This window comes from uncultured Aggregatibacter sp. (assembly GCF_938046485.1).
Classification (GTDB): Bacteria; Pseudomonadota; Gammaproteobacteria; order Enterobacterales; family Pasteurellaceae; genus Aggregatibacter.
In genome coordinates this window covers 1-23,564 of sequence record NZ_CALIWN010000058.1, presented here as the reverse complement: position 1 = coordinate 23,564, position 23,564 = coordinate 1, and the positions used below count along the sequence as shown (strand labels likewise).

The 23,564-nt window shown below is 39.1% G+C and carries 25 protein-coding genes; 2 read left to right on the top strand and 23 right to left on the bottom strand.

All coding sequences use genetic code 11. The features are described from left to right. Positions 1-409: 409 nt before the first annotated feature. The 19 genes from Q0203_RS07665 to cas10 all read right to left on the bottom strand — a co-directional run bounded on the left by Q0203_RS07665 (position 410) and on the right by cas10 (position 18,099). A complete protein-coding gene (locus Q0203_RS07665) occupies positions 410-805 on the bottom strand; it encodes a type II toxin-antitoxin system VapC family toxin (RefSeq protein ID WP_297931110.1) in 396 nt (131 codons plus the stop codon). Beyond that, the gene (locus Q0203_RS07660) at positions 805-1,080 is read right to left on the bottom strand and encodes an AbrB/MazE/SpoVT family DNA-binding domain-containing protein (protein WP_295975898.1); all 276 of its coding nucleotides are present in this window, start codon (positions 1,078-1,080) and stop codon (positions 805-807) included. The genes Q0203_RS07665 and Q0203_RS07660 overlap by 1 nt, the downstream gene beginning before the upstream one ends. A 1,564-nt stretch (positions 1,081-2,644) precedes the next feature. Next, on the bottom strand, positions 2,645-2,932 hold the full coding sequence (gene cas2, locus Q0203_RS07655; protein WP_297931106.1) for a CRISPR-associated endonuclease Cas2: 288 nt from the start codon (positions 2,930-2,932) through the stop codon (positions 2,645-2,647). Between the two features lie 9 nt (positions 2,933-2,941). After that, the gene (cas1, locus tag Q0203_RS07650; protein WP_297931101.1) at positions 2,942-4,012 is read right to left on the bottom strand and encodes a CRISPR-associated endonuclease Cas1; all 1,071 of its coding nucleotides are present in this window, start codon (positions 4,010-4,012) and stop codon (positions 2,942-2,944) included. 8 nt (positions 4,013-4,020) lie between these two features. Beyond that, complete coding sequence (gene cas2 / locus Q0203_RS07645) at positions 4,021-4,305, bottom strand: CRISPR-associated endonuclease Cas2 (protein WP_021616129.1); 285 nt, start codon at positions 4,303-4,305, stop codon at positions 4,021-4,023. 15 nt (positions 4,306-4,320) lie between these two features. Beyond that, the gene (locus tag Q0203_RS07640; RefSeq protein WP_297931097.1) at positions 4,321-5,175 is read right to left on the bottom strand and encodes a hypothetical protein; all 855 of its coding nucleotides are present in this window, start codon (positions 5,173-5,175) and stop codon (positions 4,321-4,323) included. A gap of 88 nt (positions 5,176-5,263) precedes the next feature. Further along, positions 5,264-5,623: a hypothetical protein gene (locus tag Q0203_RS07635; protein WP_297931094.1), complete on the bottom strand. Its 360-nt coding sequence runs from the start codon at positions 5,621-5,623 to the stop codon at positions 5,264-5,266. A gap of 595 nt (positions 5,624-6,218) precedes the next feature. Then, positions 6,219-6,572: a type II toxin-antitoxin system PemK/MazF family toxin gene (locus Q0203_RS07630; RefSeq protein ID WP_021616132.1), complete on the bottom strand. Its 354-nt coding sequence runs from the start codon at positions 6,570-6,572 to the stop codon at positions 6,219-6,221. Beyond that, a complete protein-coding gene (locus Q0203_RS07625) occupies positions 6,572-6,835 on the bottom strand; it encodes an AbrB/MazE/SpoVT family DNA-binding domain-containing protein (protein WP_297931089.1) in 264 nt (87 codons plus the stop codon). The genes Q0203_RS07630 and Q0203_RS07625 overlap by 1 nt, the downstream gene beginning before the upstream one ends. Before the next feature lie 208 nt (positions 6,836-7,043). After that, entirely contained in the window at positions 7,044-7,277 is a 234-nt protein-coding gene (locus Q0203_RS07620; protein WP_297931086.1) for a topoisomerase C-terminal repeat-containing protein, read from the bottom strand. A 1,483-nt stretch (positions 7,278-8,760) separates the two neighbouring features. Further along, on the bottom strand, positions 8,761-9,918 hold the full coding sequence (csm6, locus tag Q0203_RS07615; protein WP_297931083.1) for a CRISPR-associated ring nuclease Csm6: 1,158 nt from the start codon (positions 9,916-9,918) through the stop codon (positions 8,761-8,763). Next, positions 9,918-11,087 carry a DUF1887 family CARF protein gene (locus Q0203_RS07610; RefSeq protein ID WP_297931080.1) on the bottom strand — a complete coding sequence of 390 codons (1,170 nt, stop codon included), beginning with the start codon at positions 11,085-11,087 and terminating at the stop codon, positions 9,918-9,920. Before Q0203_RS07610 ends, csm6 begins: the two co-directional genes overlap by 1 nt. A gap of 9 nt (positions 11,088-11,096) precedes the next feature. Then, a complete protein-coding gene (gene csx16, locus Q0203_RS07605) occupies positions 11,097-11,387 on the bottom strand; it encodes a CRISPR-associated protein Csx16 (RefSeq protein ID WP_297931077.1) in 291 nt (96 codons plus the stop codon). Between the two features lie 63 nt (positions 11,388-11,450). After that, on the bottom strand, positions 11,451-12,371 hold the full coding sequence (cas6, locus tag Q0203_RS07600; RefSeq protein WP_297931074.1) for a CRISPR system precrRNA processing endoribonuclease RAMP protein Cas6: 921 nt from the start codon (positions 12,369-12,371) through the stop codon (positions 11,451-11,453). Then, entirely contained in the window at positions 12,368-13,900 is a 1,533-nt protein-coding gene (locus tag Q0203_RS07595) for an RAMP superfamily CRISPR-associated protein (RefSeq protein ID WP_297931071.1), read from the bottom strand. The genes cas6 and Q0203_RS07595 overlap by 4 nt, the downstream gene beginning before the upstream one ends. Continuing rightward, positions 13,897-14,835 (bottom strand): RAMP superfamily CRISPR-associated protein, encoded by a 939-nt coding sequence (locus tag Q0203_RS07590; RefSeq protein ID WP_297931068.1) that lies wholly within the window; start codon positions 14,833-14,835, stop codon positions 13,897-13,899. The genes Q0203_RS07595 and Q0203_RS07590 overlap by 4 nt, the downstream gene beginning before the upstream one ends. 9 nt (positions 14,836-14,844) lie before the next feature. Further along, positions 14,845-15,537 carry a type III-A CRISPR-associated RAMP protein Csm3 gene (gene csm3 / locus Q0203_RS07585; protein WP_297931065.1) on the bottom strand — a complete coding sequence of 231 codons (693 nt, stop codon included), beginning with the start codon at positions 15,535-15,537 and terminating at the stop codon, positions 14,845-14,847. Positions 15,538-15,552: 15 nt separating this feature from the next. After that, positions 15,553-15,942: a type III-A CRISPR-associated protein Csm2 gene (gene csm2 / locus Q0203_RS07580; protein WP_297931062.1), complete on the bottom strand. Its 390-nt coding sequence runs from the start codon at positions 15,940-15,942 to the stop codon at positions 15,553-15,555. Positions 15,943-15,951: 9 nt separating this feature from the next. Then, positions 15,952-18,099 carry a type III-A CRISPR-associated protein Cas10/Csm1 gene (cas10, locus tag Q0203_RS07575; RefSeq protein WP_297931058.1) on the bottom strand — a complete coding sequence of 716 codons (2,148 nt, stop codon included), beginning with the start codon at positions 18,097-18,099 and terminating at the stop codon, positions 15,952-15,954. Positions 18,100-18,276: 177 nt separating this feature from the next. Here cas10 and glpX point away from each other — a divergent pair, with 177 nt between their 5' ends. Then, positions 18,277-19,290, top strand: a complete 1,014-nt coding sequence (glpX, locus tag Q0203_RS07570; protein WP_295976195.1) for a class II fructose-bisphosphatase — start codon at positions 18,277-18,279, stop codon at positions 19,288-19,290. Positions 19,291-19,379: 89 nt separating this feature from the next. Here glpX and trmL read toward each other — a convergent pair whose 3' ends face one another. The 4 genes from trmL to metN all read right to left on the bottom strand — a co-directional run bounded on the left by trmL (position 19,380) and on the right by metN (position 22,630). Then, positions 19,380-19,856, bottom strand: coding sequence for a tRNA (uridine(34)/cytosine(34)/5-carboxymethylaminomethyluridine(34)-2'-O)-methyltransferase TrmL (gene trmL, locus Q0203_RS07565; RefSeq protein ID WP_297931054.1), 477 nt, complete (start codon positions 19,854-19,856; stop codon positions 19,380-19,382). Positions 19,857-20,066: 210 nt separating this feature from the next. Beyond that, on the bottom strand, positions 20,067-20,891 hold the full coding sequence (locus tag Q0203_RS07560) for a MetQ/NlpA family lipoprotein (RefSeq protein WP_297931052.1): 825 nt from the start codon (positions 20,889-20,891) through the stop codon (positions 20,067-20,069). A 34-nt stretch (positions 20,892-20,925) separates the two neighbouring features. Further along, positions 20,926-21,603, bottom strand: a complete 678-nt coding sequence (locus Q0203_RS07555) for a methionine ABC transporter permease (protein WP_297931049.1) — start codon at positions 21,601-21,603, stop codon at positions 20,926-20,928. Next, on the bottom strand, positions 21,593-22,630 hold the full coding sequence (metN, locus tag Q0203_RS07550) for a methionine ABC transporter ATP-binding protein MetN (protein WP_297931047.1): 1,038 nt from the start codon (positions 22,628-22,630) through the stop codon (positions 21,593-21,595). Before metN ends, Q0203_RS07555 begins: the two co-directional genes overlap by 11 nt. Positions 22,631-22,825: 195 nt before the next feature. Between metN and gmhB the strand changes: the two genes are divergently transcribed. Next, positions 22,826-23,383 carry a D-glycero-beta-D-manno-heptose 1,7-bisphosphate 7-phosphatase gene (gene gmhB, locus Q0203_RS07545; RefSeq protein ID WP_297931044.1) on the top strand — a complete coding sequence of 186 codons (558 nt, stop codon included), beginning with the start codon at positions 22,826-22,828 and terminating at the stop codon, positions 23,381-23,383. Positions 23,384-23,564: the final 181 nt, after the last annotated feature.

Below are 23,564 nucleotides of genomic sequence, written 5' to 3'. Positions count from 1 at the left end.
AAGAGAAAAAATGAAAAATTTAGTCTTACTGATTCATTTGTAGAAATTTGATAGGTGTAATTTATTTAAAAAAAGCACCGCACTTTGGTGCCGAATGGGGAATCCCTTTGACGCAGGGCGGGGGCTTTCGACTCACAAAAAAGGTGATGCCGGCATATCGATTAAAGTTTCAATCCCTTTGGAACAGGCTAGCTTATTTCTTATTTTGCCGAGCTTGTGGTTTGGCGCGATGACTTGGGCGGGATTTTATTTGAGGAATATAGCATCCTCATTTACTAATGGTAATCGAGAGTCTTATAAAGGAGGATATATTGTCAAAAGTGCGGTCAATTTTCTTAAAAAATTGGCCAACGGAATAACCAAATCGTTGTGCATCCATTATGACTCTCCGGTTTTAAGCAGTAAAAAATTAAATACTTTCTCGCCAATTTTGAATAATCAGCTCCGGTACCATATTAAATGCTTTATCGCTCGTTACTAGCGTGCAATTCTCAGTAAGGGCGTGTGCGGCTATCATGAGATCTAACGTTCCCATAATAAAGCCTTGCTTCTCCATTTGCGCTCTTAACTTACCATGACAACGTGCAACGGAATAATGCCAATCATAAATGGTCACGGCCTCTAAAAACGGAAGCATGATTTGATTTAATTTGGTGCTTTGACGTTTTTCTAACCCATAAATAATTTCTGCCGCCGTAATCCCTGAAATACAAATATTATTGGGTGAAATTGATTTAAGGTGTCTAAGTACACCGATATCTTTGCGTACAATATCGCTCACAGTATTTATATCAAGCATATACATCATAAGGGAATTCCATCAAAAATATCACGAGAAAAAACCTCCTGATTACGTTCTTCCGAAGTGAGAAAATCGTGACTATTCATTTTATCTAAGCTATCTAAGGCCGCCCACATTTTATCCCACGATGCCTGTTGTTTTGATCGCATTGATAAAACAACATCCCCATTCGGTTCTTTTCGTACATAAATTTTTTTCGCATCAAATTCAAAATCGACAGGTAATCTTACGGCTTGACTTCGCCCATTTTTAAAAAGACTGGCAATACGCTCTTCCATAATTTCCTCCAGGCAGTTGATGTTATATGCCTTAGCATAGGTTTTATTTGTTTGTCGTGCAAGTTCTTTTATATAAACCTTAATAAGGCTGTGCGATTAAATAGTCTAAAACCAGTATAAAAAGGGAGGTTAATCACCTCCCTTTTGTACTTACCATCCTACTGATCAATTTGAAGTTCAACATTTCGTATTACCGGTTTTTTGGGTGTTACATACCACACACTCTTGCGGATTCTTACCCGGTTTCACTTTAAATGCTTCAATCCCTTTGGAGCAGGGCAAGGTCTTTCGACTTTTAGTAGGTGCGGTGCTAGGGTCTTTTAAGTCTCAATCCCTTTGGAACAGGGCAGGGTCTTTCGACTAGTAGAGTTAGGCTTAATGGTAAAAGACAAGGTGTTTCAATCCCTTTAGAACAAGGCAGGGTCTTTCGACCGAGACGACAAGTCAAACACAATCAGCACAGATTGTCTCAATCCCTTTAGAACAGGGCAGGGTCTTTCGACACCGGCAATGAGCAAACCCTGTATGTGATGGCCGTTTCAATCCCTTTAGAACAGGGTAGGGTCTTTCGACTATGCACGCCGTGGCAACAAAGCTCTATATTAAAGGGTCTCAATCCCTTTAGAACAGGGCAAGGTCTTTCGACTGAGCTATAGCAAGTTAAGCCCTGAGCGTAAAAAGTCTCAATCCCTTTGGAACAGGGCGGGTAAAAGTGAAATTATGCCGTTGCCCGGTTTGTCATAGGTTTCAATCCCTTTGGAACAGGTCGGGGTCTTTCGACTTTATGTATCCGTTACAACCGGCAGACCTCCATCAAGTTTCAATCCCTTTAGAACAGGGCAGGGTCTTTCGACACAATATCGATCAGGGTATCGAACGAGCCCGTAAGGTTTCAATCCCTTTGGAGCAGGGCAGGGTCTTTCGACTCAAGAAACTGCTAAGTCTACTGGTTTCCAATCGTTTCAATCCCTTTGGAGCAGGGCAGGGTCTTTCGACGATCTTTACTTTCAACTACCGTGAATTCTACTGTTTCAATCCCTTTGGAGCAGGGCAGGGTCTTTCGACTATTAAAAATTGCTCACTACGCTCAATTACAGTTTCAATCCCTTTGGAGCAGGGCAGGGTCTTTCGACCACATTTATGTGACGGTACTGATTCCTCGTATGGTTTCAATCCCTTTGGAGCAGGGCAGGGTCTTTCGACCAAGCAGAAGAAAGAGAGTATAGAATTGCTCTGTTTCAATCCCTTTGGAGCAGGGCAGGGTCTTTCGACAAACATGCATTAGCTTGTATGAGACGTAAGCTAGGTTTCAATCCCTTTGGAGCAGGGCAGGGTCTTTCGACTGCAGGGGTGGTTTGGCGCCTTGATAGATAAGGCTTGAGAAGATCGCTTCCCAATTTTTCCTCTCATGCGAAAAGTAAGGTGTGGATTTGATTAAATATTGAACGATTTTATTCATTTTCTTTTTTTATCTTTGTTACAAGTGCGGTGATAAAAAATGATGTTTTTTTATATGATTTCTGCACACTATTTTACCTCAGTTTCTCCACATTTTCACCTCTTGTTATAACGTTAAACTGATGGGTAATGCTGTCCAAATAATGCCTTGGGGTAGGCTCGCTTTTCCTAAGCGCCATTGAGAGCAGTTATGGGGTAAGGGGTAAATTCGGAGATCATCTTCTTTTTTATGGAAAATCTGCATAACCTCTGTTAAGCATTCTGTTAACAATTTTTCTGAGCCTTCAAATAAGAAAATGCTGTATTGAATTGGCGTGGCGTAACTTGTCATGCGGCGATGAATACGCTGGAGACGTTTGGGGTCGGCAATGTCGTAACCAATAAGGTATTGCATATTTTTCTCCTAAAATTGGAAAATCACATCTTGCAGCATAGTTTGTTGATTAAAATAATAGCGTCCTAGCAAGCCTTGCCATTGTTTTTCATTGAGGTCGGAAAAGGTTTGCCATTCACTTTCACGGCGTTGTGGTGAGCTGATAAAATCAGCCTGTTTAATGAGATTAACAATGTCTAAACTGTTCTCTGTGAGCATTTTGCGCCAATTTCCGACCGCACTTTCATAGCTTTTATAAAATTGTACACGCCCTGCTTTCCCTAAAAAGCAGCCTTCTTGTGTGGTAGAAAAAGACTCTTCGCGTAAAATGTTTTGGCGAAATAAGCCTAAACACCAGTTATCAATTAAAGGGCGTAACGGTTCAATGAGATCACAGGCAAGGGATTCTCGACCAAAATCGAGGGCGTGATAAAAGCCGATATATGGATCAAGCCCTACGCCATAGGCTGCTAGTACGGCTTCTGAATGGATGAGTGTGTAGGTGAGGGATAAGACGGCATTGAACGGATCCCGTGGTGGACGGCGGTTTCTGCCTTGAAAGCGTAATGCCGGAGGAAGATAAAGACTTAATGCGGTGAAATAAACGGAGGCGGCTCTGCCTTCAATGCCGCGCAATGAGGCGAGGGTGGTTTGCTCGTTGATTTTGCCGATGAGTTGATCCAATTCGCCGGCTTTTTCTGCTAATTGGCTCTTTTTATCCGCACGGGCATGACTTGCCTGCCAAAGCCAATTTTTTTGTGTGACTAATTTGAGTTGCATGAGTTTTTTCGCAAACGCTAAACAGAAAGGTTCATTTTTTGCCAGTTCATACTGGTTTAAACGGCGGATGGCATCATTGTGTGGTTGAGCCAAAAAGAGTGTGGGGGTATTTTTTCTGCCGGAAAGAAAAATAATGCCAATGCCCTTTTCTCCTAATTTTGCCAACAATGAGGCTTGTACGGTGACATCACTTTTTAAATAAATGCGTTCTATTGGCGCAAGAGGAATGGTGCCTACGCGTTCACCATTTTCATAACACACAAGGGCTTCGCCACTTAATTTGATTTCAGTGCCTTTTCTATCAATATATAAGCTCGACATAATGCCTCCTAAACAAGTAAAAATGGGGAATTTGATTGCAATGTGGCTTTGCCGAATAACAAAGGCTCGATGCTATTTGGAATTCTAAAAATAAATACGCGATCGTCAGAGGCGTCAATTAATGCATTTACGTCTTGTTGGAATGCGATCATTTCATGTTCTGTTAGCCAACATTCATAGAAAGATTTTTGTCCGCCAATGGCATAGGCCTCGACGTGTTTATGCATTTGATAAAGCCGATGAGAATCAGCAATATCGTAGGCGATCAGGTAGCGACTCCGACGAGTATCCATAACCCTTCTCCGATTTTAGAATGGAATAATATGCTTACAGCAATTCGGGCAAGCCTGAAATCCAAGCATTTCTAATAGGTTTTCCGAAATATTAAACCCTTCTTTTTCAAAATGCTGAAAATGAAATGCGAGAATACGGGCGCAGATTATTCTTTTTTGTTCATATACTTTCTGCATAGATTCACGTTCCTCTTTAGAAAGTTCAGAATCTTCTTTAGTACTTAACCATGAACGGCGAGAGAACGAGGCTGAAACCTGTTCTTCGCGAATGAAATTTTTAAAAATATTAATGAGTTCATTGATTTCACCAATAAACTGTTCAAGGGTGATGTTTATACACTCCACACCGCTATTTTCACGGATTTCCGGTAAAATGTGATTTTCTAGCAATTCATCAAGATTTTCGTTTAAGTTAAATTTCTCTTTTAACTTACGTGCGAAAACTCTCGGTTCAATAAGACCGGCTTTATTACCATAACGATCCTTATTATCAATAAAAAATTGACGATATTCTTTGGCTTGTTTCGGGTTAAGAGAAGATGGAATTCGGATGTTATTGAATTCTTTTGCTAAATTAGGGCAATGGCGATCCGCATGATATGCAGGCATACTAAGTTTATACACCCAGTGACTTTCTTCACGTTTGATTTGTTTGAAAATCATATTCTTATTAATATTAGAAATATTACGAAATAAATGATCGCTGATAATAAGGGCTTCACGCTCATTTTTTGTGAAATAGCTAAGATTAAGATCGAATAGATCGAGTTTGTAATTATTGAAAAATCCTGTTTTTTCAATAGCAGGAATATCAATATCTAACTTAAAGATAATATTTTTATAATAATTATATTTAGTAATATAGAACATTTTTATTTCTACCTTTCGTGTTTCAATTATTAATTAAATAATAAATTATCTTGAGTGTTAAATATTGAAATACAAATTTGTATTCAAGCTAATGCTTAATACAAACCTTTTCTAGCATTGTACGAAAACGAGTTGAGAACTCATTGTGAGTTGATGATATTGAGTTATATAAATAATAGGTTTCAATGTCGTAACCAAACCCTTCAGGCGCAGGTGAAGACAGTTCCTCATCATCAATATAACGTGCATATTCAGCATTTAATTTCTTGCGTAAAGCTTCTAAGTTATGAATCCATTTCTTACCATTTTTCATAAAATAACGGCCGTTATAAGCACGTTCGTCCTTAACTTCAATAAAGCCAGCCACAATAGCGTTAATTTCACTTTGAGTGTATGGAGGGTTAAATGTTGCTTGTGTTGCTTTATGATGCATTCTTAAGTTCAACATATTTCCTCCTTACTTATTCTTTATGAATACATCATAAATGAAAAAATAATGTAAAAAATAAAATGCAAATTTGTATATAAAAGAGATTAATCGGTGATTTTATTTAGATGGGATTATTTATTTTGAATTGACCGATAAGAATAAATAAATAAAATTTGTATTTTTGAAATACGTATTTATAAAAAAACCGCACAAAAGTGCGGTTGATTTTAGGCGCGTTTTAGTCCCTTTAGAACAGGGCGGGGTTTTTCGACGGACGTGACAACCTCATTGCCAACGGCATTGAGTTTCAATCCCTTTGGAGCAGGGCGGGGCCTTTCGACTATTTTTATGCGAAAAACCATCACAAGGTAATGAGTTTCAATCCCTTTAGAACAGGGCGGGGTCTTTCGACAGAAGCAATTAAGCAAAAACCTGAATTATCGAAAATGCTTGATAATGTTGCTCTACATAAGGATATGTAAGCAAAAGGCATACCTTAATCGCTACGGAAAATGGCAAGACCTATCCTATCTTTGGTGTATCTGTTACAGCAGAAGAAATTTAATCAAAAAAATTGCCCTGGCATATTTGCTAGGGCAATTTTTTGCTTCTTCTAGTCTTTCAAAATTGATTCAACGATATCTTGTACTTCAGATAAAATATAGTCAGGCACAGATTCAACTTTTTTTGCATTTCTATTTCTAAAATCAATCATTCGAGTTTGGTATGCAACAATAACACCTTGAGTTTGACAGCCAGTTCCATTTAATGTTACTGCAAAGCCGTTATCTCTAGCAAGAGCTGCATTTCCTTGTGTGATAGGGGCAATCATCATAAATCCTAGTTTGTGAAATTCGCTATTGCTTAATACTAAAGCAGGACGTCTTTCCCCTTGTAGTTCATTCCCTACAACTGGATTCAAGCAAACGGTAATAATGTCCCCTCTTTTAAATGTAGATCCTGCCATTAAATTTCATTTCCTGTTGGCGTGAGTGAATCCCACTCTTCAACGGTGGGTAATTGTTTAAATGAAGTCATTGCAAGACGTTCATTTAAGGTTAATCGTCTTTTTTTATTTGGATTATTAGGAATAATCACCACTTTAATTGTATTGTTGTTAATTTTTTCTAATTCTAAAAAATCTCCTATATTTAAATTCATAACATTAGTAAAATCTTTTGGTAAACGGATTGCTTTACTATTGCCCCATTGTTTCACTTGTAATCTCATATTCATAGTTCATATAGCTGACAAAACTCTTATCTCTTACTACACCAAAAGATAAGCCAAAATTCAGCTTCTCCTCATCTCATAATGTTAATTTCCTCATAAGTATCATTTAATGATACAATTCTAGTATATAACCTTGTTTATTCTTATGTCAAATAAAAAAATAGCCCTGGCGTATCCGCTAGGGCTATTTTTTATTTCTTCTTATCTAGCTTTTCTTTTCTGCTTTATTCAGCTTCAATACGGCTTCAAATTCCTTTCCAGCTTTAGACTTAAAGCCTTTAATTTTTGCCGTTTTACCTTTTGTTAATAAAGCGACTAATTGCGAATCGCTAAGAATTTTTCCGCCGACGGTTCGCCATAGCTTTAAACAGCCCTCATTTGAGCAAAATACGCCTTTTTCATAAGACCTATTACAACAAGGGCAATTCGGAGCTGGCAAGCCGTTTAAAGCTGGTTTTGTGATTTTACAAGTAGGGTAGGCACTACACGCAAAAATTCATTATCCTTGAATTTTTTAGTCTCTCCCTTTGGAGCAGGGCGGGGTCTTTCGACTAAACTTGCATATCTCCATTCTACAAATCTACGAGTCTCAATCCCTTTGGAACAGGGCGGGGTCTTTCGACAGCCTTTTGGAATGAATACACAGCGAACCACTGGGTTTCAATCCCTTTGGAGCAGGGCGGGGTCTTTCGACAGAACCAGCTTTAACATTGGCGTTAGCAGACAATAGTGTTTCAATCCCTTTGGAGCAGGGCGGGGTCTTTCGACAAATAGAATTGAACCAAGAATAGAATAAGAGAAGTTTCAATCCCTTTGGAGCAGGGCGGGGTCTTTCGACCTATAATTGAGCAGGAAGAAGATGAGTTTCTTGCTGTTTCAATCCCTTTGGAGCAGGGCGGGGTCTTTCGACTTGAGAAACTTGATGTAGATCTGCCTGAAAAGGTGTTTCAATCCCTTTGGAGCAGGGCGGGGTCTTTCGACACAATGGATTAAATTCTATAAAGGTGAAGAATACAGTTTCAATCCCTTTGGAGCAGGGCGGGGTCTTTCGACATATCCAGCTTGTTCTAATGTTTTATTACCTAACAGTTTCAATCCCTTTGGAACAGGGCAGGGTCTTTCGACGTGAAACGAATAAAGAAATCCAATCTTGTCTATTGGGTCTCAATCCCTTTGGAACAGGGCAGGGTCTTTCGACTAATGAAGAAATGTTAAAACTCTTGGATTCTTTAGGTCTCAATCCCTTTGGAACAGGGCAGGGTCTTTCGACTCCATGGAAAGTAATTCTACGGTACGTTTGTCGTGTCTCAATCCCTTTGGAACAGGGCAGGGTCTTTCGACTGAGTGGATAAGACCATTAGTTGAAGCAACGGATAAGTCTCAATCCCTTTGGAACAGGGCAGGGTCTTTCGACCCTGAAAGTGAGTTGTTCATTAACTTAGGTATTACGAGTCTCAATCCCTTTGGAACAGGGCAGGGTCTTTCGACGATTGATGGCAAAGATACCTTCGTAAACATCCCTCTGTCTCAATCCCTTTGGAACAGGGCAGGGTCTTTCGACTGCGGGGGGGGTTTGGTGCCTTGATGGATAAGGCTTGAGAAGATCGGTTCCCAATTTTTTCCCTCACGCGAAAAGTAAGGTGTGGATTTGATTAAATATTGAACGATTTTATCCATTTTCTTTTTTTATCTTTGTTACAAGTGCGGTGATAAAAAATGATGTTTTTCTATATGACTTTTGCGCGCTATTTTACCTCAGTTTCTTCACCTTTTCACCTCTGTTATAGGGTAAATTCATTGTTAATGCCGTCCGGATAATGCCTTGGAGTCGGCTTGTTTTCCTAAGTGCCATTGGGAGTGGTTTGTTGCGTGATGTTGTGGGCAATTTATAGAAAAGAAAACCGCCATAAGGGCGGTTGATTTTAGATGAGTTTTAGTCGTTTAAGATCGGATTCTATTTTCGATACATCAATATTATCTAAGTGAATATTGAGCTCATAATTGCCCGTTTTTCGGTTAGAAAATGGAATATAATCGCTCTTTGCCCCCTTTCCTAAAGAAAAATTTGCCATGACTTTTTTGTTAATATCGGTACGAGATTCCGATAAAACATTTTTTAAATCGTTGTTATCACCTTTCAAGCGATTCTCCATTTCAACATCATTTTTTATTTGGCTATAAATGTTCAAATAAGTCGCTATGGTTCGAGCCTCTTCACGATATCCGGTTCCAACGTTCCAACCTTGCTTTTTCGCAATAACAAGACTTAAGTACAAGGCATAGCCTCTTGGTGCAAGTTTGATTGTTTTTGAACCGAATTTAACAAGGCAATCTTCTATGGGTGAAAGAAATGTGAGTGAAGGTGCTTCTAACAATGCCTGCGCATTTTTTACCGAATCACTATAAGAAATGGCTTGTTGTTTAAGATCTTCAGGCACACCTAAACCTAAACGAACCCAAGGGATTTCAGCTAACATCACTTTGCCATCTTTCGCATCAATTTGTGTACCATCACTTTTATTGATTAAATGCGAATAAGGTTTTGGATAATAAAAACTGGGTAAGTTTTCATATTGAGTATCTACTAAAACATGGGAAAGGCTATCTTGTTCACGTCCGTAAAGCGATAACGCATACCCCATAAAAAAGCCCATGGTTTTACGTCCTCCGGCGATAGATACGTGTAATTGCATCTCTTCATCTTGGCATAAATTACCCACTAATTGCACAATGCTGTTGGCTGCCTGTTCGTTTTCTTCCGGTGTACGAATGTCCGGCAAATTTTGACCGCACTTATCTGTGATGATATGGATGCAGCTTTCATCAAAATGAATTGAAGAGAAATCGTATTTCTCACCGTAATCTTCAATAAATTCTTGTAGTGCCCCTTTGCGTTCTTTACGTCCGCCTTCAATACCTAACAAGGTTTCTAGTAGTTTATTTTTGCCTTGTTCAGTGGTAATGATTTGGATTTCAGTGGGAATAAAATTTTTCTCTGTGACAAGTGCATAGAGAGTTTCAGTCACAACCGCAGGGGACATGCCGGTGACGGAAAGGAGGATTTTACGTTTTTGATTCATTATGCTTTTCCTATCCAATTTGAGATTTTTTCTCTTAATCGTTGTAGATCTTTACCTTGAATAATTTCAATATGTAATTCTTTTGCTCGATTCTTTACAGATTCCGGTACTTCAAAATAACTGACTAAACATTTTTTAGTCATTAAGCCGCCATAATTTTTTAAAGCTTCTAGTTTATATAAAATCTCTTCTGATTTTATGCCGCCTTCTTTGTTCATCAGTTGTGTTTTACACTCAATGATATGCAGACGATTTTTTGCCATAAATGCGATATCAAATTCATTTTGATTACCTTGATTTTTTAAGGCATATTGGTGTTTACTTTGATCGTAGGAGGAATTCCCAACTTCTAAACTTAATGCTTTATCTTGAATCGATTTGATATTCTCAATGGCTTTATAGGTTATTTCTTCAAGCCATATTCCATTTAATAAATCTTTATGTACTGTATCTCTAAAATCTATTCTATGATGATCAAAATCTAATAAATTTTTGTGGTGTAATTCTTCAAGTAAGGTTACGAATGATTTCACTTTATGGTGCTTAAAATTAACCTTAAAACCGGAATTTTGAGACTCTGATGCATAAGCATTTAACAAAGGAATATCATCTTTATATTTATCATATTGCTTGATAAACGGTTCCAAATTGGCAATTAATTGCTCAGAAGCTAATGGCTGTTTAGTGGATTTGTAAACCATGCCATAAGCAGAAAGATAGGTTTTTAGATCAATCTGGCAATTGAGCATTTTGTTAGGAATGCTTTGTCCTTTTTCATCACGGCTAATAAATAGGATTTGATTATTATCACTATCTACATAAAAAATAGGTTTTTCGCCCATAGCAAAGGTGTTCTGTGCCACAATTGCCATTAATTTTGTACCACCTGTCACATTAAGTGCGATATTTTTCCCTTCATATTGATCTATTAGCGAAATAAAGCAGTTTTCCATTTCATGGAAATCATAAATATTTTCAATACGAATTAATGTAACTTTTATGTTTTTTTCTTTAAAAACTTTTTCTAATGCCTCTGCATTACTTTTCATTTTATCGGAGACTAAAAAAACCGCTTCTTTCGGTTTAAAATCAGGATCTAAAATAGGTAATAATGAGGGCGCTGCTTGATCTGAAATCAAACAAAAATGTACATCATATTTAGGTTGCATAATGTTTCCTTATCGTTTTTGAATATGAAATGCCTGCAACAGGCAACCTTGTTCAACAAGTTGTTGCGCAGTGAGTTCTGTTCCGCGTTGTTCCGGTTTAACGTTAACGGATAAAAAATAAAAGGTGGCTCCTTTCTCACAAACTTGGCTTGCAAGATGAACCGGTAGCGTCCCAATGACCACATCATTAGGTTGAATTTGGTTAGTATCCAAGTGGGTTGCCCAGTGATCAATGTGAATAGATTGGGTTTTTATCCATTCAATCGCACCAGGGTGACGAGAAACAAACCAAACAGCCATAACAATCCTTATCTAATAAAAAACAAACAGTATTATTATATTTTTCATCGCTAACGTTCAGAATTACAAATTTGTAATCTGATATTTGCCTAATCCAAAAGTGGCATTTTTCCCACAATGTAGCCATTGCCCGATGTAAAGTAATTTGGCTAATTCCGGTGATAAATTGTTGAAGTGCCATTCGCCGATGACCCCTCCTAATTTCATTTTCTGATCTTGGCGGGAGGAATAGCGCGTCCAATCTTGCCATTTTAAATGTTTATTATCTTGAATTTGTTCGATTTGGGTTTTTAGCAATCCAAAATCTAGATTCAAGGGTTCAGAATGAAATTCGTTTAATAAGGAAATGCGCTTGGCTAAAGAAATAAAAAATCGTTCTGCCGTCATCTCATTTACTCGCAAAGGCTTGCCATTTTCTTGCAGCCTTAAAGGCGTATCAATTTTGATTTGTGCCATGCTATCAAGTGCGGTCGGAATTTCGATTGTTTTTTGATGTTCGACGATATTTCCGTTTTGTAAAATGGATTGTTGAGTTAAATCTATTTCAACTTTTGCTATATCAAGTAAATTTGCTTTTCCCCGTCCGACGTTATAGTCAAAAGCCCGTTTGAAAGCAAAAGCAATGAGGGGGAGCTGTTCAATCAAGCGTCCAAATAGCACAAGCGAAAATGTTAATGTTTCACCTTCGGTATAAAGTCGCTCTCCCCATGCCGGCGGTTCAATAATATAGCCGTTCGGCACTTGACTGAACTTTTGCAATTCATGCGCTGTCGGGGCCGGTGTTTCAAAAATGTTGGTGTAAGGGCAAGTACGATAAAGTGGGCAGCCTTTGCAGTCTTCCAGCTTTGTCATGCAAGCAATTTTTCGCAATGCCCGCCCGAAAGCACCACGCAAGGTGGAACCTGAATATTCCGGTAACAAAATTGGCTCGCTTACAACAAAATCAAATTGATAGCGGGCTATGGGGAAAGAATTTGGAATCATTCTGTCACCAGTTTGTTTAAGGATTTTTTCAGATTTTTTTCAGTATCTTTCTTCTTAAAATCGACCTTAGATTTAAGCAAGTCTAGTGTAATTTGCGCTTGTACAAATTTACGATCAGAAACATCCCAATTTTCAACCGCACTTTCAATTAATGCTTGAGCTTCTTTTAGCAAAGTCGAACCTGTATTGTCTGCTTGGCGTTCTCGGGTGGTTTGCACTTTTTCCACAAAGTCCATAACAAGGCGTTGATTATTTGATAGCGAATGTAATAAGGCTTGTTTTTCAGCCTCAGCTTGTTGTTCTACTAAGCGTTTTGCTTCAGCTTCTGCTTGCAAGCGTGCCTGTTCCGCTTTTTGAGCTTCGCGTTTCGCCAAAATTTCAGAACGATCAAATTTTGATTTTGGTTGAGCTTCACACCACGTTTTTAAGGCTTCATTTTCCGTAGTGGGATCAACTTCAATTAATGCCCAACCGAAGGGAAGAAGATCTGTTTGCTGTGTACTGCTTGTTCCTGCCAGCCATACGGTTGTACTGCTGTCTTTGAACATTGGTGGAGTACCTTTTGCACCCATAATTTTAATTTTCGCAATATTTTCACCTTGATAGGTTTTGCTGTCTGCGCCATTTTTGCCTAAACGGATTAAAGCAACTTTTGGTAAGGAGATGAGTTTTTCAAGCGATTTTACATATTGTACAGACACTAAATTGCGGGTTTCTAGTAATTCCATTTCTTTTTTAAATACAGGTAAATAGAATTTTTTTAGTGCATCAATTAGCTCTGTTAAAGAGAAAGTATTTTGGCTTTTAGTTAATGTTAATTGGCTTTGAAAAGCACGGTATTGCCCCATGGAGATGCATTCTCGACGCAATGCCATAGCGCGCCCCTTACCATCCGTTTTGCCTAATTTCTTTTTAAAATTAAGTGAATAGTAAACTTTACTTTCAGCTAAAGATTGCGGAATAAAATCACCAAATTTTATATGGCGTAATTTGCTTTTCTCAAACTCACCAATGTATTCTTTTAATAAATGGCTATGATCTTTAGCATTTACTTTTGGGTTATTTTTTGCTTGATGAGCTTGATCTAATAATGCCGTTGCTAGTGCGCCTTTAAATCCGCTACCCGGAATATAAGGTAGATGTTGCAAAGGTAGAAATGCAGTGCGTTCAATTGAAAGCTTATTGATTACTTTATTTCCATCACTTTCACGCTGAGAAACTTTTCCTACTTGATTTTTATAATCCTGAGCTAAACCTTCGGCAACATCAGCAAAATACTCAGAATTTGCGATTGCTTTATCCTTGTGGTTTAAGAAAAAACATTGAATCGCAAGTAAATCTAAACGGTTCACAGCATTTAATAAATCTGTTCTCTCCCGCTCATTTAACATTAAATGGCTAGGTTCAAAATTAAATAAGGTTTCACTATCAATGACATAATTCGTTGGCTCAAAATCTTCCCCACAGCCAATATGAATCGGGCTTAATGGTGTTAAATAGACCTTGTGAGTTTGCATAAATTTTTTCATTTGTGATCCTTATGTTCAAAATCGACAAATAAATTTAAGACGGGGGCATAGCCTTGATGCACCGCTTCCGGTTGAGCATAAGACACATTGCCTAATCCATTGCCTAAAAATAAACGTGGTTGATAGTTTTCAGGCGTAAAAATGGCTGCTGGTTTTGCCAAAATAATCGGCTTCTTAAATGGGTTGGAGCTTAATGCTTGAATGTCACCGTGGCGACCAAATCTTGTCGTAATTTGGTAGTAGCAGTGCTTCTTATTTAAGCCTAAACCTTGCGGGGCACAATTGGCTAGCGTCAAATAGCAATTTGCATTCGGTTGAGTAAAATCGAAGGCTTGTGGATTTTCACAACGGAATTTGCCTAGCCCGATAGAGGCATCACGTCCAAAACCAATATTTCCGACATCTTGAAGTACTAGTTGTAACGCTTCCAATGAAAAGCGATTTTCATCTAACACGACATAGAGATCGAATTTTTGTTGTGCGTCAAACCAGGTTAGTTCTGTGGAATAAGGCGCAAATTGTCCATCACCTGTGGTATTTGTTTGGCGATCAATGGTGTTATGGAACTGGTCTTGAGTTTCTTTTTTGAATTGAAAATTCGCCTGTAAAGCACATTCTTGCCAAAATTTCACCGCACTTTTTTCTGCATCACTGATGTTGACCCATTGGGCTTTTTTTAAACTTTTACGATCGGTTTTTGTTTTGGTGTCCCAAAACGTTGATGGCAACGTCGGTAAAGGCAAAAAACCTTCCGGAAAAGCATCCGACACCACCATAAATGGGCGCTGTGTGGTATAACCTTCAAGTAATTCACTTAAGCGTGCTTCACCAAAACGATTTCTCACTGCCCAACAAAGCTGACCAAATAAGGTATCGCCCACCAAAGGCGTTCCCATCGCACTTTGTGGTGTGAGTGTAAAACGATATAACTTCATAAAATCACCTTATTCGAAAGGTTTAATGTCGTCTAAATTACGAGCTTCACCATCAACCGTTAATTCAGTAAATTTCACTTTGCCGTAACCCCGGGAACCGGATCCGCCAAGGCTGTCAAGTTCTAATAGTTTTAAGCCTTTTAAGACTAAATCGAGAAGTTCCGGTTTATCGCCTTCAAATTGGCGTAAAGTGAGTTTGAAATCAAATTCCGCACCTGCCGGTACACGTTCGGTTTGGCGAGGATTTCCCGCCGTTGAGGTTATGCGGTCGATGGTATTTTCGCTTTTGGCTTCGGTTAGAAGTTGGTTATCATCACGAATCGCTTTTTCCCATGCTTCATTTAGCGCACAATCCCAAAAGGCTAAACGAGAAACACCAATTTCAGCGACTTCTTGTTCGCTATTTTTAGTATCACCACTGATACCGAATAGGCGTAAAATGTTTTTTACTTCTTCAGGGTTTTTAGAGATATCCTTTAATGTTAAAGGGGCACTTTGAACTGCGCCGGAACGCCATTCTAATAATGTGCGAATTTTACCTTTTAAGCTTGAACCTGGAATATAAGGTGATTGGGTAAGAGGATGTTTGATTACTGAATTATCAATACCGCCAATATGCATTTCGCTATCTCCGGCACCAATATGCAAACCTGTTTGTAATACTAATTTAGCTTTAATTTCTACAATATTTGTGAGTTTCATAATTTTGATTCCTTGTTAATTTTCTTCTAACTTGCAAAAGCCCATTACCGCTTCCATAAACAATTTTGCATCGCGTAAAGTTTCTATATTATTTATTTGATCAATACAGCGATTAAATACTTCAGAAAAGCTTTTATCAACGTGCTTACGTCCTTCAGCATAAGCAACTTTGGCTTTTAGCATTTTGATAAATGGCATTAGTTCTTGGAATTTGCCTTGCTTATTTTCACGCACTAATTGGACACGATCGTTCCACATGGCCAATTCGTCATAAAACTTACGCAACTGTGTCGTTTTATTTACATTTTTATTTGTTTTGATATGTTTTGCTGCACGTTGTGCAATATCAGAAAAGATTTCGGCAGATTTGTCATTGCCAAATTTAATTTCGTTAATGTTCAACATAAATTTTCCTTATCGTTTTTGATAGAAATAGTTTGTTAATGGAATGGCAAAATTTAATTTATACCCACCAATCCCCTTATCTCCTAATGAAATGCTGATTTCACTTAATGCTTTATTGCGAGTTTCTTTAGAGAGTTTATCCGTTACATAACGTACAGTTCGATAATAAAAACGGCTGCGCCACATTGAGCTTTCAATATTTTCTGTATCCGCAGCTTGTTCACACAAACGAATGAGTGAATATAAATAAGATGTTGAAATGTCGTAAGTTTCTGCCAAGCGATGAATTTCCTGTTCTAAATCGCATAGCGCCCCCCAATCCTTCCACTTCACTGACCGATTAAAAATCGTCACTGCATTTTTATCAGCATCAATTTTTTTCGATTTCTCCAAAGCTTCTTCGGCTAAATCACCTAAACGGGGCACAGGAATGCCCGATTTACTCATTATCATGCCTACCGAAAAATGAATTTCAGTATTTTCTGCCACATAATGCGCAAAAGCTTGTTGCATTGCGTGTGCCACTTTTTGCGTAGAATACCAAGGGCCGATTAAGAAGAAATCATCGCCCCCCGCAAACACGGTGTACATACTTTGGCTTTGTTCAGCACAATAAGCCGGCAACCAAAGACTAAAAAAGAGATTTATTTTGCGAGAAAGTGCCGCCATTTTGGCAATGTTGGCAGACTGAATACCTTCTTGGAAAATTGTGCCGAGATTATCCACGTCACCTTTTAAGGTCATTAATGCTTTTTGTCCTTCATCTCTATCTTGAATATCCTCAAAAGTAATAATCTTTCCTTCATTATCAAAAGGCACATAGGCGTTGATATAACGGCGGGCATATCCATTCCAAATAGTACTGTTTGTATTTTTCGGTAATGAGAAATCCCAAAAGCGATGAATTTGTAACAGTTTTACCGGATAACCAAATTCTTTGGTATCTTGACGGCTATTGGTAAAAATCACTTTAAAGCCAAAAATTGGCAATTTTAGGATTTGTGTTTCATATTTATGGTTAATGTCAGCGTTTATATCCGCAATAATAATGCGTTGTTTTTTCGATAACATTTCCCCAATTTTGATTTGATCCTCTGAAATCACGGAACGTTCTTTCCCAATTTGAGCAGGGAAAAAGCTATTCATTTCACAAACACCATTTGGATATTCAACTTTCTGCACGCTTTGCGTGGTATCCGTTAAATCTAAGCGTTTGAGTTTTTGCGTTTCTAAATTCTCAAATAATTTTTTTACTAATTCTTCATAGCACTTTTCTTCAAAATCACTGAACTTTGCTTGTTGAACAGCAATACCCAAACCAATTAGCCCATAGGTTTCTTTGATAAACCATTGGTTTAATTCCGATTGAACTTGCTTGATTGCATTTTTTACTTCTTCCGTATTCGGTGCCACAATCAAAAATTTACCCGCCGCATTCATCATTTGTGAAGTGGTTGGTAACTTACAAGCATTTAAAATTTTAAGTGCGGCTAATTCTGTGAAAAGTGACACTTGGAAGGAGCGGCCACGCAAGATTTTCGCTGCGCCTTTGTTGGAAGCACTACCGCCGGAAAAAATAAAATCTTGAATGCCGAAGAAGTCGCCTTGAATTAATAAGAATGGCTCTTCTTCATTGATTTCTTGATCTGCGAGAGCAACCACAAACGCTGCGACTGCTTTAGTGAAATCATAGAAAGAAATTTCATCACTATAAGGACTTGGTAAATTGCAAGTAAAGCATTGCATTGCGGTATCAAAATGATCTAGCCATAAACTTGGGTTATCACAATGAGATTTAGGAATCTCTGCGATCGCTTGAACAAACTTATCCCAATGTGTTGAAAGTGCGGTATTTTTTTCTTCTTTTTCGGGAAAAATAGAAATTGGTGAGAGTGGTTGGCAATCATAAAAAAATTGCATTTTTTTATTCGCTTGATTGATATTTTCAAACAAACTAAACAGTTTATTACTCTCTTTTAATTCAGGTTGTTTACCTAAAACAAGGCGTTCAGCTTGTGATAAGAAAGGAGATATATCAACCTGTTTGAATTTGGGCGGAAAAGGGGGAAGAGGCAAATGAGGTTCTTGTTTTTCAGCGAATAGCTTTAAATAATGGTGCAATACTGAAAAAGCGAGAGAAATTGTATGATCTGACATAATTACTCCATGTATCGAAATATTAAGTGAAGTATAAGCACGTTTTTTAAATTTGCCAGCAAATACAAATTTGTAAACATTAATATTAACGCATATTTTTACGATTTTTACTATAGCAAACGTTTGCTTGGTGCTAGAATAAGCCGATTTTTATTTCTCATTTTTAAGGATTATGCCATGAATAGATCATTAGCCATTGAGTTTTCGAGAGTAACTGAAGTTGCCGCCCTTGCCGGTTTTGCGTGGTTGGGGCGTGGGGATAAACATTCGGCTGATGATGCTGCCGTGAAAGCCATGCGTTATATGTTAAATTTGATTCATATGGATGCAGAAATCGTGATTGGCGAAGGCGAAATTGACCACGCGCCGATGTTATATATCGGTGAAAAAGTGGGTTCAGGCATGGGGGAATTGGTGTCTATTGCGGTCGATCCTATTGATGGTACGCGCATGACGGCGATGGGGCAGTCTAATGCGATTTCTGTATTGGCGGCAGGTGGCAAAAATACTTTTTTGAAAGCACCGGATATGTATATGGAAAAATTGGTAGTGGGGCCGGAAGCAAAAGGCATTGTTGATTTGAATTTGCCGCTTGAACAAAATTTGCGCCGTGTTGCTTCAAAGTTAGGCAAGCTATTATCCGATTTAACGGTGATGATTTTAGATAAACCTCGTCATGAAGCCGTGATTGAAAAAATGCATCAACTGGGCGTACGCGTATTTACGATTCCTGATGGTGATGTGGCGGCTTCGGTATTATGTTGTTTACCGGAAGCGGAAATTGACATGGTTTATGGCATTGGTGGTGCGCCGGAAGGCGTTGTGGCAGCGGCTGCGATTCGTGCCTTGGGGGGAGATATGCAATCCCGTTTATTGCCACGGAATCAGGTAAAAGGCGATACGCCGGAAAATAAGGCATTGGCGCAAGAAGAAATTCGCCGTTGTGAAGAAATGGGTGTTCAAGTCAATACGGTGTTGCAGCTGGAACAGCTTGTGCGTGATGACAATTTGGTATTTGCCGCCACCGGGATTACTCATGGTGATTTATTAAAAGGTATTCGCCGTAAAGGCAATTTAGCCACCACGGAAACCTTGTTGATTCGGGGTAAATCCAGAACCATTCGTCGAATTCAATCGACCCATTATTTAGACCGAAAAGACACCGCACTTTCTCGTTTAATCGGCGCGTAATTCCAAAAGAAAAGGGCTAAGTGACAGGAATGAAATGCACTTAGCCCATTTAATATCGCCGCTTTTGTAAGTGCAATTTTTAATTTATCTTATCGAACAATATTCACTGCACCTTGATACCCCAGCTGGCGCCAAGCTTCATACACGGTGACCGCCACCGAGTTGGAGAGGTTCATACTGCGGCTGTTGGCAGTCATGGGAATACGGATTTTTTGTTCCGCCGGCATGCTGTTTAAAATGTCCATTGGAATGCCGCGGGTTTCCGGGCCGAACATTAAATAGTCGCCCAATTCAAATTTCACTTCACTGTGTGCCGGTGTACCTTTTGTCGTTAAGGCAAACAAACGCTTCGGTTGCTCGCTTTGCAAAAATGCCTCGAAAGTTTTGTGTTTTTTAATGTCGGCAAATTCGTGGTAATCCAAGCCGGAACGACGCAATTTTTTGTCGTCCCAAGTAAATCCTAGAGGTTCGATTAAATGTAGGCGAAAGCCGGTGTTGGCACATAAACGAATAATATTGCCGGTGTTTTGTGGAATTTCCGGTTCGTATAAAACAATATCTAACATGGTGTTCCTGATTGGTATAACAATAGACGGCTTATTATAGGCGCAAACCTGACCGGCTAAAAGCGTTCATAAAAAATCCTTATCAATGGTTAAAAAGGGATTTTTATTCTGATGTCCTCCGTGAAAAACCTGTAAAAAAAAGACCGCACTTTGCTTTTTATGGCTTAAAAGTGCGGTCTCATTTTACGATGTTTTTACAAGAGCTTTAAATTACCAGCCTTTCACCACTCCATCTTTAAAGTGTTTTTTCGCTTCTTGTTCTACTTCCGGTGTTTGGTAAGCTTTCACGAAATCTTGGATAGCTTTGCTGTCTTTGTTATCAGTGCGTGCCACGATAATGTTCACATATGGAGAATCTTTATCTTCCACAAACACGCCGTGATCTTGTGCGTTTAAGCCCACTTGGCCGGCATAGTTGTTATTCACAACGGCTAAATCCACGTCGTCTAAAGCGCGTGCGGCAACAGAGGTATCCACTTCTTTGATTTGTAAATGTTTCGGATTTTCAACAATATCCATTGAAGTGGAGAACAGGTTGGTCGGATCTTTTAATTTAATTAATCCTTGTTTTTCCAATAAAATCAATGCACGGGCAAGGTTGCTTGGGTCGTTTGGTACAGCAACCACCGCACCATCTTGTAATTCATTTACGCTTTTGATTTTTTTAGAGTAACCCGCTAACGGATAAACGAAGGTGTTGCCCACGATAACGAGGTTGTTTAACCCTTTCGCTTGGGAATCTTTGTCTAAATACGGTTTGTGTTGCATGGCGTTAGCATCTAAATCGCCTTTAGAAACCGCCGTATTTGGTAAGGCATAGTCGTTAAATAAAACGTATTCTACGTCTAAGTTATATTTTTCTTTCGCGACTTTCGCGGCAATTTCAGCCACTTCGTGCTCAGGGCCAGCCATCACGCCGACTTTAATTTTAGCCGGTGCTTCTGCTGTTGCTGCCGGTTTTTTCTCTTCGTTACACGCTGTTAATACAAATACGGAGGCAAGTGTTGCTACGCCGAGTAATTTTTTTAAGTTCATAAAAGATCCTCTTTTAATGTTAATGCTAAGTGAATTAACGATGATCAACGCGTTTAGCTAAATCATCGCCAAGTTTTTGTGAAATCATGACGAACACGACAATAATAATTGTGGCGACCCATTTAACGTACACCATGTTGCGGTATTCGCCGTAGTTAATGGCGAGGCTACCTAAACCGCCGCCGCCGACAATGCCCGCCATGGCGGAATAGCCCACTAAGGTAACTAAGGTGAGTGTAATGCCGTTAATTAGGGTTGGCAGCGCTTCCGGTAAATAGAATTTACGGATGATTTGCCAGTTTGTCGCGCCCATCGCTTTTGCGGCTTCCGTTAAGCCTTTTGGTACTTCCACTAAAGCATTGGCAGTCAAACGTGCCACAAATGGCATGGCGCAAATGCTTAATGGGATAATGGCTGCCGTTGTACCCAGCGTCGTATTCAAAATGAAACGGGTAAACGGTAACAAAATGATTAACAAAATAATGAATGGAATGGATCGTCCAATGTTAATCACAATGTTTAAAATGAGATTTAACCGTGCATTTTGAAGAATTTCGCCTTTGCCGGTGAGGAAGGTTACTACGCCAAAGGGTAAACCGATGATCACTGCCAACAGGGTAGATGCAAAGCTGATATATACGGTTTCATAGGTAGAAACCCACACGGCTTGCCACATTTGAGGTGTAAGTTCCGTTAAAAAATCATTCCACATAGCCTAATACCTCAACGCGTACGTTATTTTCCATTAAATAGATTTTTGTTTGTGTAATAGCATCTTCGTCGCCTTCCACTTCAGCTACGGTGAAACCGAATTTCACGCCACCGGCATATTCAATTTGGGAGGTTAAAATGCTCAATTCCACACCGAATTTTTTGGAGGCTTGGGATAACAGAGGGGCATCCACGGAGCGCCCGGTAAACTCGAATTTGATAATCGGGTAAGACTTGGCATGCTTCGGTGTTTGCAGCAGGTTATCTAAGTATTCATCCGGTAAATTGACACTAAAAGTCGAACGGATAAATTGTTGTGCCAGTTCAGTTTTTGGGTTGGAGAAGATGTCGCCCACCGAGCCTTGTTCTACAAGTTTGCCGTGATCGATGATGGCAACTAAATCACAAATGCGTTTGACAACATCCATTTCGTGGGTAATCAAGAGAATCGTGATGCCTAAAGTGCGGTTGATTTCTTTTAATAATTTTAAGATGGCGTGTGTGGTTGCCGGATCTAGCGCACTAGTCGCTTCGTCGCATAATAACACTTTGGGATTGCTTGCTAGTGCGCGTGCAATGGCGACGCGTTGCTTTTGACCGCCGGACAAGTTAGACGGATATACATTTTTTTTGTCGCTTAAGCCTACCAAAGAGAGCAATTCGTTGACTTTCGCATCGATTTTTTCTTTCGGTGTGCCTTCTAATTCTAAAGGTAGCGCAACATTACCAAAGACAGTACGGGAGCTCAATAAATTGAAATGTTGGAAAATCATGCCGATATTACGGCGTTCCAATACCAGTTCAGCATCGCTAAGTTGAGTGAGATCTTTGCCATCAATGATGACGGAACCCACAGTGGGTTTTTCCAATAGGTTGACGCAACGAATCAGGGTGCTTTTACCTGCACCGGATGCGCCGATAACGCCACAGATATGTCCCTTCGGAATATCCAAGGAAACGTTATCAAGTGCGGTCAGTTTTTTACCTGAAACGTCGAAAATTTTGCTGACATTCTTTAGCTTAATCATATAAGCCCTTTTGCGGTTTCGTTTTTATCAAAAAAAGATTTTTGTATTCTAGACGTCTAGAATGCCATGTCAACCTCTATCCATGACATTCTTATAATTATTTGTTTCCTCTTAGAACAAAAAAGTTGAAGGTTTGCACAAGATAAAAATAAAGAAGATAATCGGCGCGAATTTATATTTAAACAGGATAAAAAGATGAAAAAAGCGGTTTTTTTAGATCGAGATGGTACGTTGAATATTGATTACGGTTACGTGCATGACATTGATCATTTTCATTTTATTGAGGGAAGTATTGAGGCGCTAAAAAAACTCAAAGAAATGGGCTATTTGTTGGTTCTGGTGACAAATCAATCTGGCATTGCACGAGGCCTTTTTACCGAGGAACAGTTTTTGCAGTTGACGGAGTGGATGGATTGGTCGTTGGCGGATCGTGGTGTTGATTTGGATGGCATCTATTACTGCCCTCATCACCCGGAGGCAAAACTTGCGGAGTTTAAACAGGATTGTGACTGCCGTAAGCCGAAATCGGGGATGTTACTACAAGCAATAGAAGAGCTGAATATCGATCCGACAAAATCTATTATGGTTGGAGATAAAGTGGAAGATTTGCTTGCCGGGAAGGGAGCTAAGGTGAAAACGCGCGTTTTAGTGCGAACGGGTAAACCGATCACTTCTGAGGGAGAAAAAATGGCAGACTACGTATTAGATTCAATTGTAGACATTCCTAGTCTGATTATTAGTCAAAATTTATAAAAAATAACCAATCAAAACAAAAAATGAAAAAAAAGCTAAAAAGGGGTTGCGTGGTGATAAAAAATGCCTATAATACGCCACCACAACGACGCGCCGTTGTAAAGCATTAAGCAGCGCGTCGTTTTTTGTTCTTTAACAATCAATCAGACAAACTGTGTGGGCACTTGAAGATTCGTTTTTA

Excerpts from the sequence above, each read along its gene's own strand:
- Q0203_RS07665 (WP_297931110.1), bottom strand. The coding sequence starts at position 805 with ATGTATATGCTTGATATAAATACTGTGAGCGATATTGTACGCAAAGAT.
- Q0203_RS07660 (WP_295975898.1), bottom strand. The coding sequence starts at position 1,080 with ATGGAAGAGCGTATTGCCAGTCTTTTTAAAAATGGGCGAAGTCAAGCC.
- cas2 (WP_297931106.1), bottom strand. The coding sequence starts at position 2,932 with ATGCAATACCTTATTGGTTACGACATTGCCGACCCCAAACGTCTCCAG.
- cas1 (WP_297931101.1), bottom strand. The coding sequence starts at position 4,012 with ATGTCGAGCTTATATATTGATAGAAAAGGCACTGAAATCAAATTAAGT.
- cas2 (WP_021616129.1), bottom strand. The coding sequence starts at position 4,305 with ATGGATACTCGTCGGAGTCGCTACCTGATCGCCTACGATATTGCTGAT.
- Q0203_RS07640 (WP_297931097.1), bottom strand. The coding sequence starts at position 5,175 with ATGTTCTATATTACTAAATATAATTATTATAAAAATATTATCTTTAAG.
- Q0203_RS07635 (WP_297931094.1), bottom strand. The coding sequence starts at position 5,623 with ATGTTGAACTTAAGAATGCATCATAAAGCAACACAAGCAACATTTAAC.
- Q0203_RS07630 (WP_021616132.1), bottom strand. The coding sequence starts at position 6,572 with ATGGCAGGATCTACATTTAAAAGAGGGGACATTATTACCGTTTGCTTG.
- Q0203_RS07625 (WP_297931089.1), bottom strand. The coding sequence starts at position 6,835 with ATGAGATTACAAGTGAAACAATGGGGCAATAGTAAAGCAATCCGTTTA.
- csm6 (WP_297931083.1), bottom strand. The coding sequence starts at position 9,918 with ATGAATCAAAAACGTAAAATCCTCCTTTCCGTCACCGGCATGTCCCCT.
- Q0203_RS07610 (WP_297931080.1), bottom strand. The coding sequence starts at position 11,087 with ATGCAACCTAAATATGATGTACATTTTTGTTTGATTTCAGATCAAGCA.
- csx16 (WP_297931077.1), bottom strand. The coding sequence starts at position 11,387 with ATGGCTGTTTGGTTTGTTTCTCGTCACCCTGGTGCGATTGAATGGATA.
- cas6 (WP_297931074.1), bottom strand. The coding sequence starts at position 12,371 with ATGATTCCAAATTCTTTCCCCATAGCCCGCTATCAATTTGATTTTGTT.
- Q0203_RS07595 (WP_297931071.1), bottom strand. The coding sequence starts at position 13,900 with ATGAAAAAATTTATGCAAACTCACAAGGTCTATTTAACACCATTAAGC.
- Q0203_RS07590 (WP_297931068.1), bottom strand. The coding sequence starts at position 14,835 with ATGAAGTTATATCGTTTTACACTCACACCACAAAGTGCGATGGGAACG.
- csm3 (WP_297931065.1), bottom strand. The coding sequence starts at position 15,537 with ATGAAACTCACAAATATTGTAGAAATTAAAGCTAAATTAGTATTACAA.
- csm2 (WP_297931062.1), bottom strand. The coding sequence starts at position 15,942 with ATGTTGAACATTAACGAAATTAAATTTGGCAATGACAAATCTGCCGAA.
- cas10 (WP_297931058.1), bottom strand. The coding sequence starts at position 18,099 with ATGTCAGATCATACAATTTCTCTCGCTTTTTCAGTATTGCACCATTAT.
- glpX (WP_295976195.1), top strand. The coding sequence starts at position 18,277 with ATGAATAGATCATTAGCCATTGAGTTTTCGAGAGTAACTGAAGTTGCC.
- trmL (WP_297931054.1), bottom strand. The coding sequence starts at position 19,856 with ATGTTAGATATTGTTTTATACGAACCGGAAATTCCACAAAACACCGGC.
- Q0203_RS07560 (WP_297931052.1), bottom strand. The coding sequence starts at position 20,891 with ATGAACTTAAAAAAATTACTCGGCGTAGCAACACTTGCCTCCGTATTT.
- Q0203_RS07555 (WP_297931049.1), bottom strand. The coding sequence starts at position 21,603 with ATGTGGAATGATTTTTTAACGGAACTTACACCTCAAATGTGGCAAGCC.
- metN (WP_297931047.1), bottom strand. The coding sequence starts at position 22,630 with ATGATTAAGCTAAAGAATGTCAGCAAAATTTTCGACGTTTCAGGTAAA.
- gmhB (WP_297931044.1), top strand. The coding sequence starts at position 22,826 with ATGAAAAAAGCGGTTTTTTTAGATCGAGATGGTACGTTGAATATTGAT.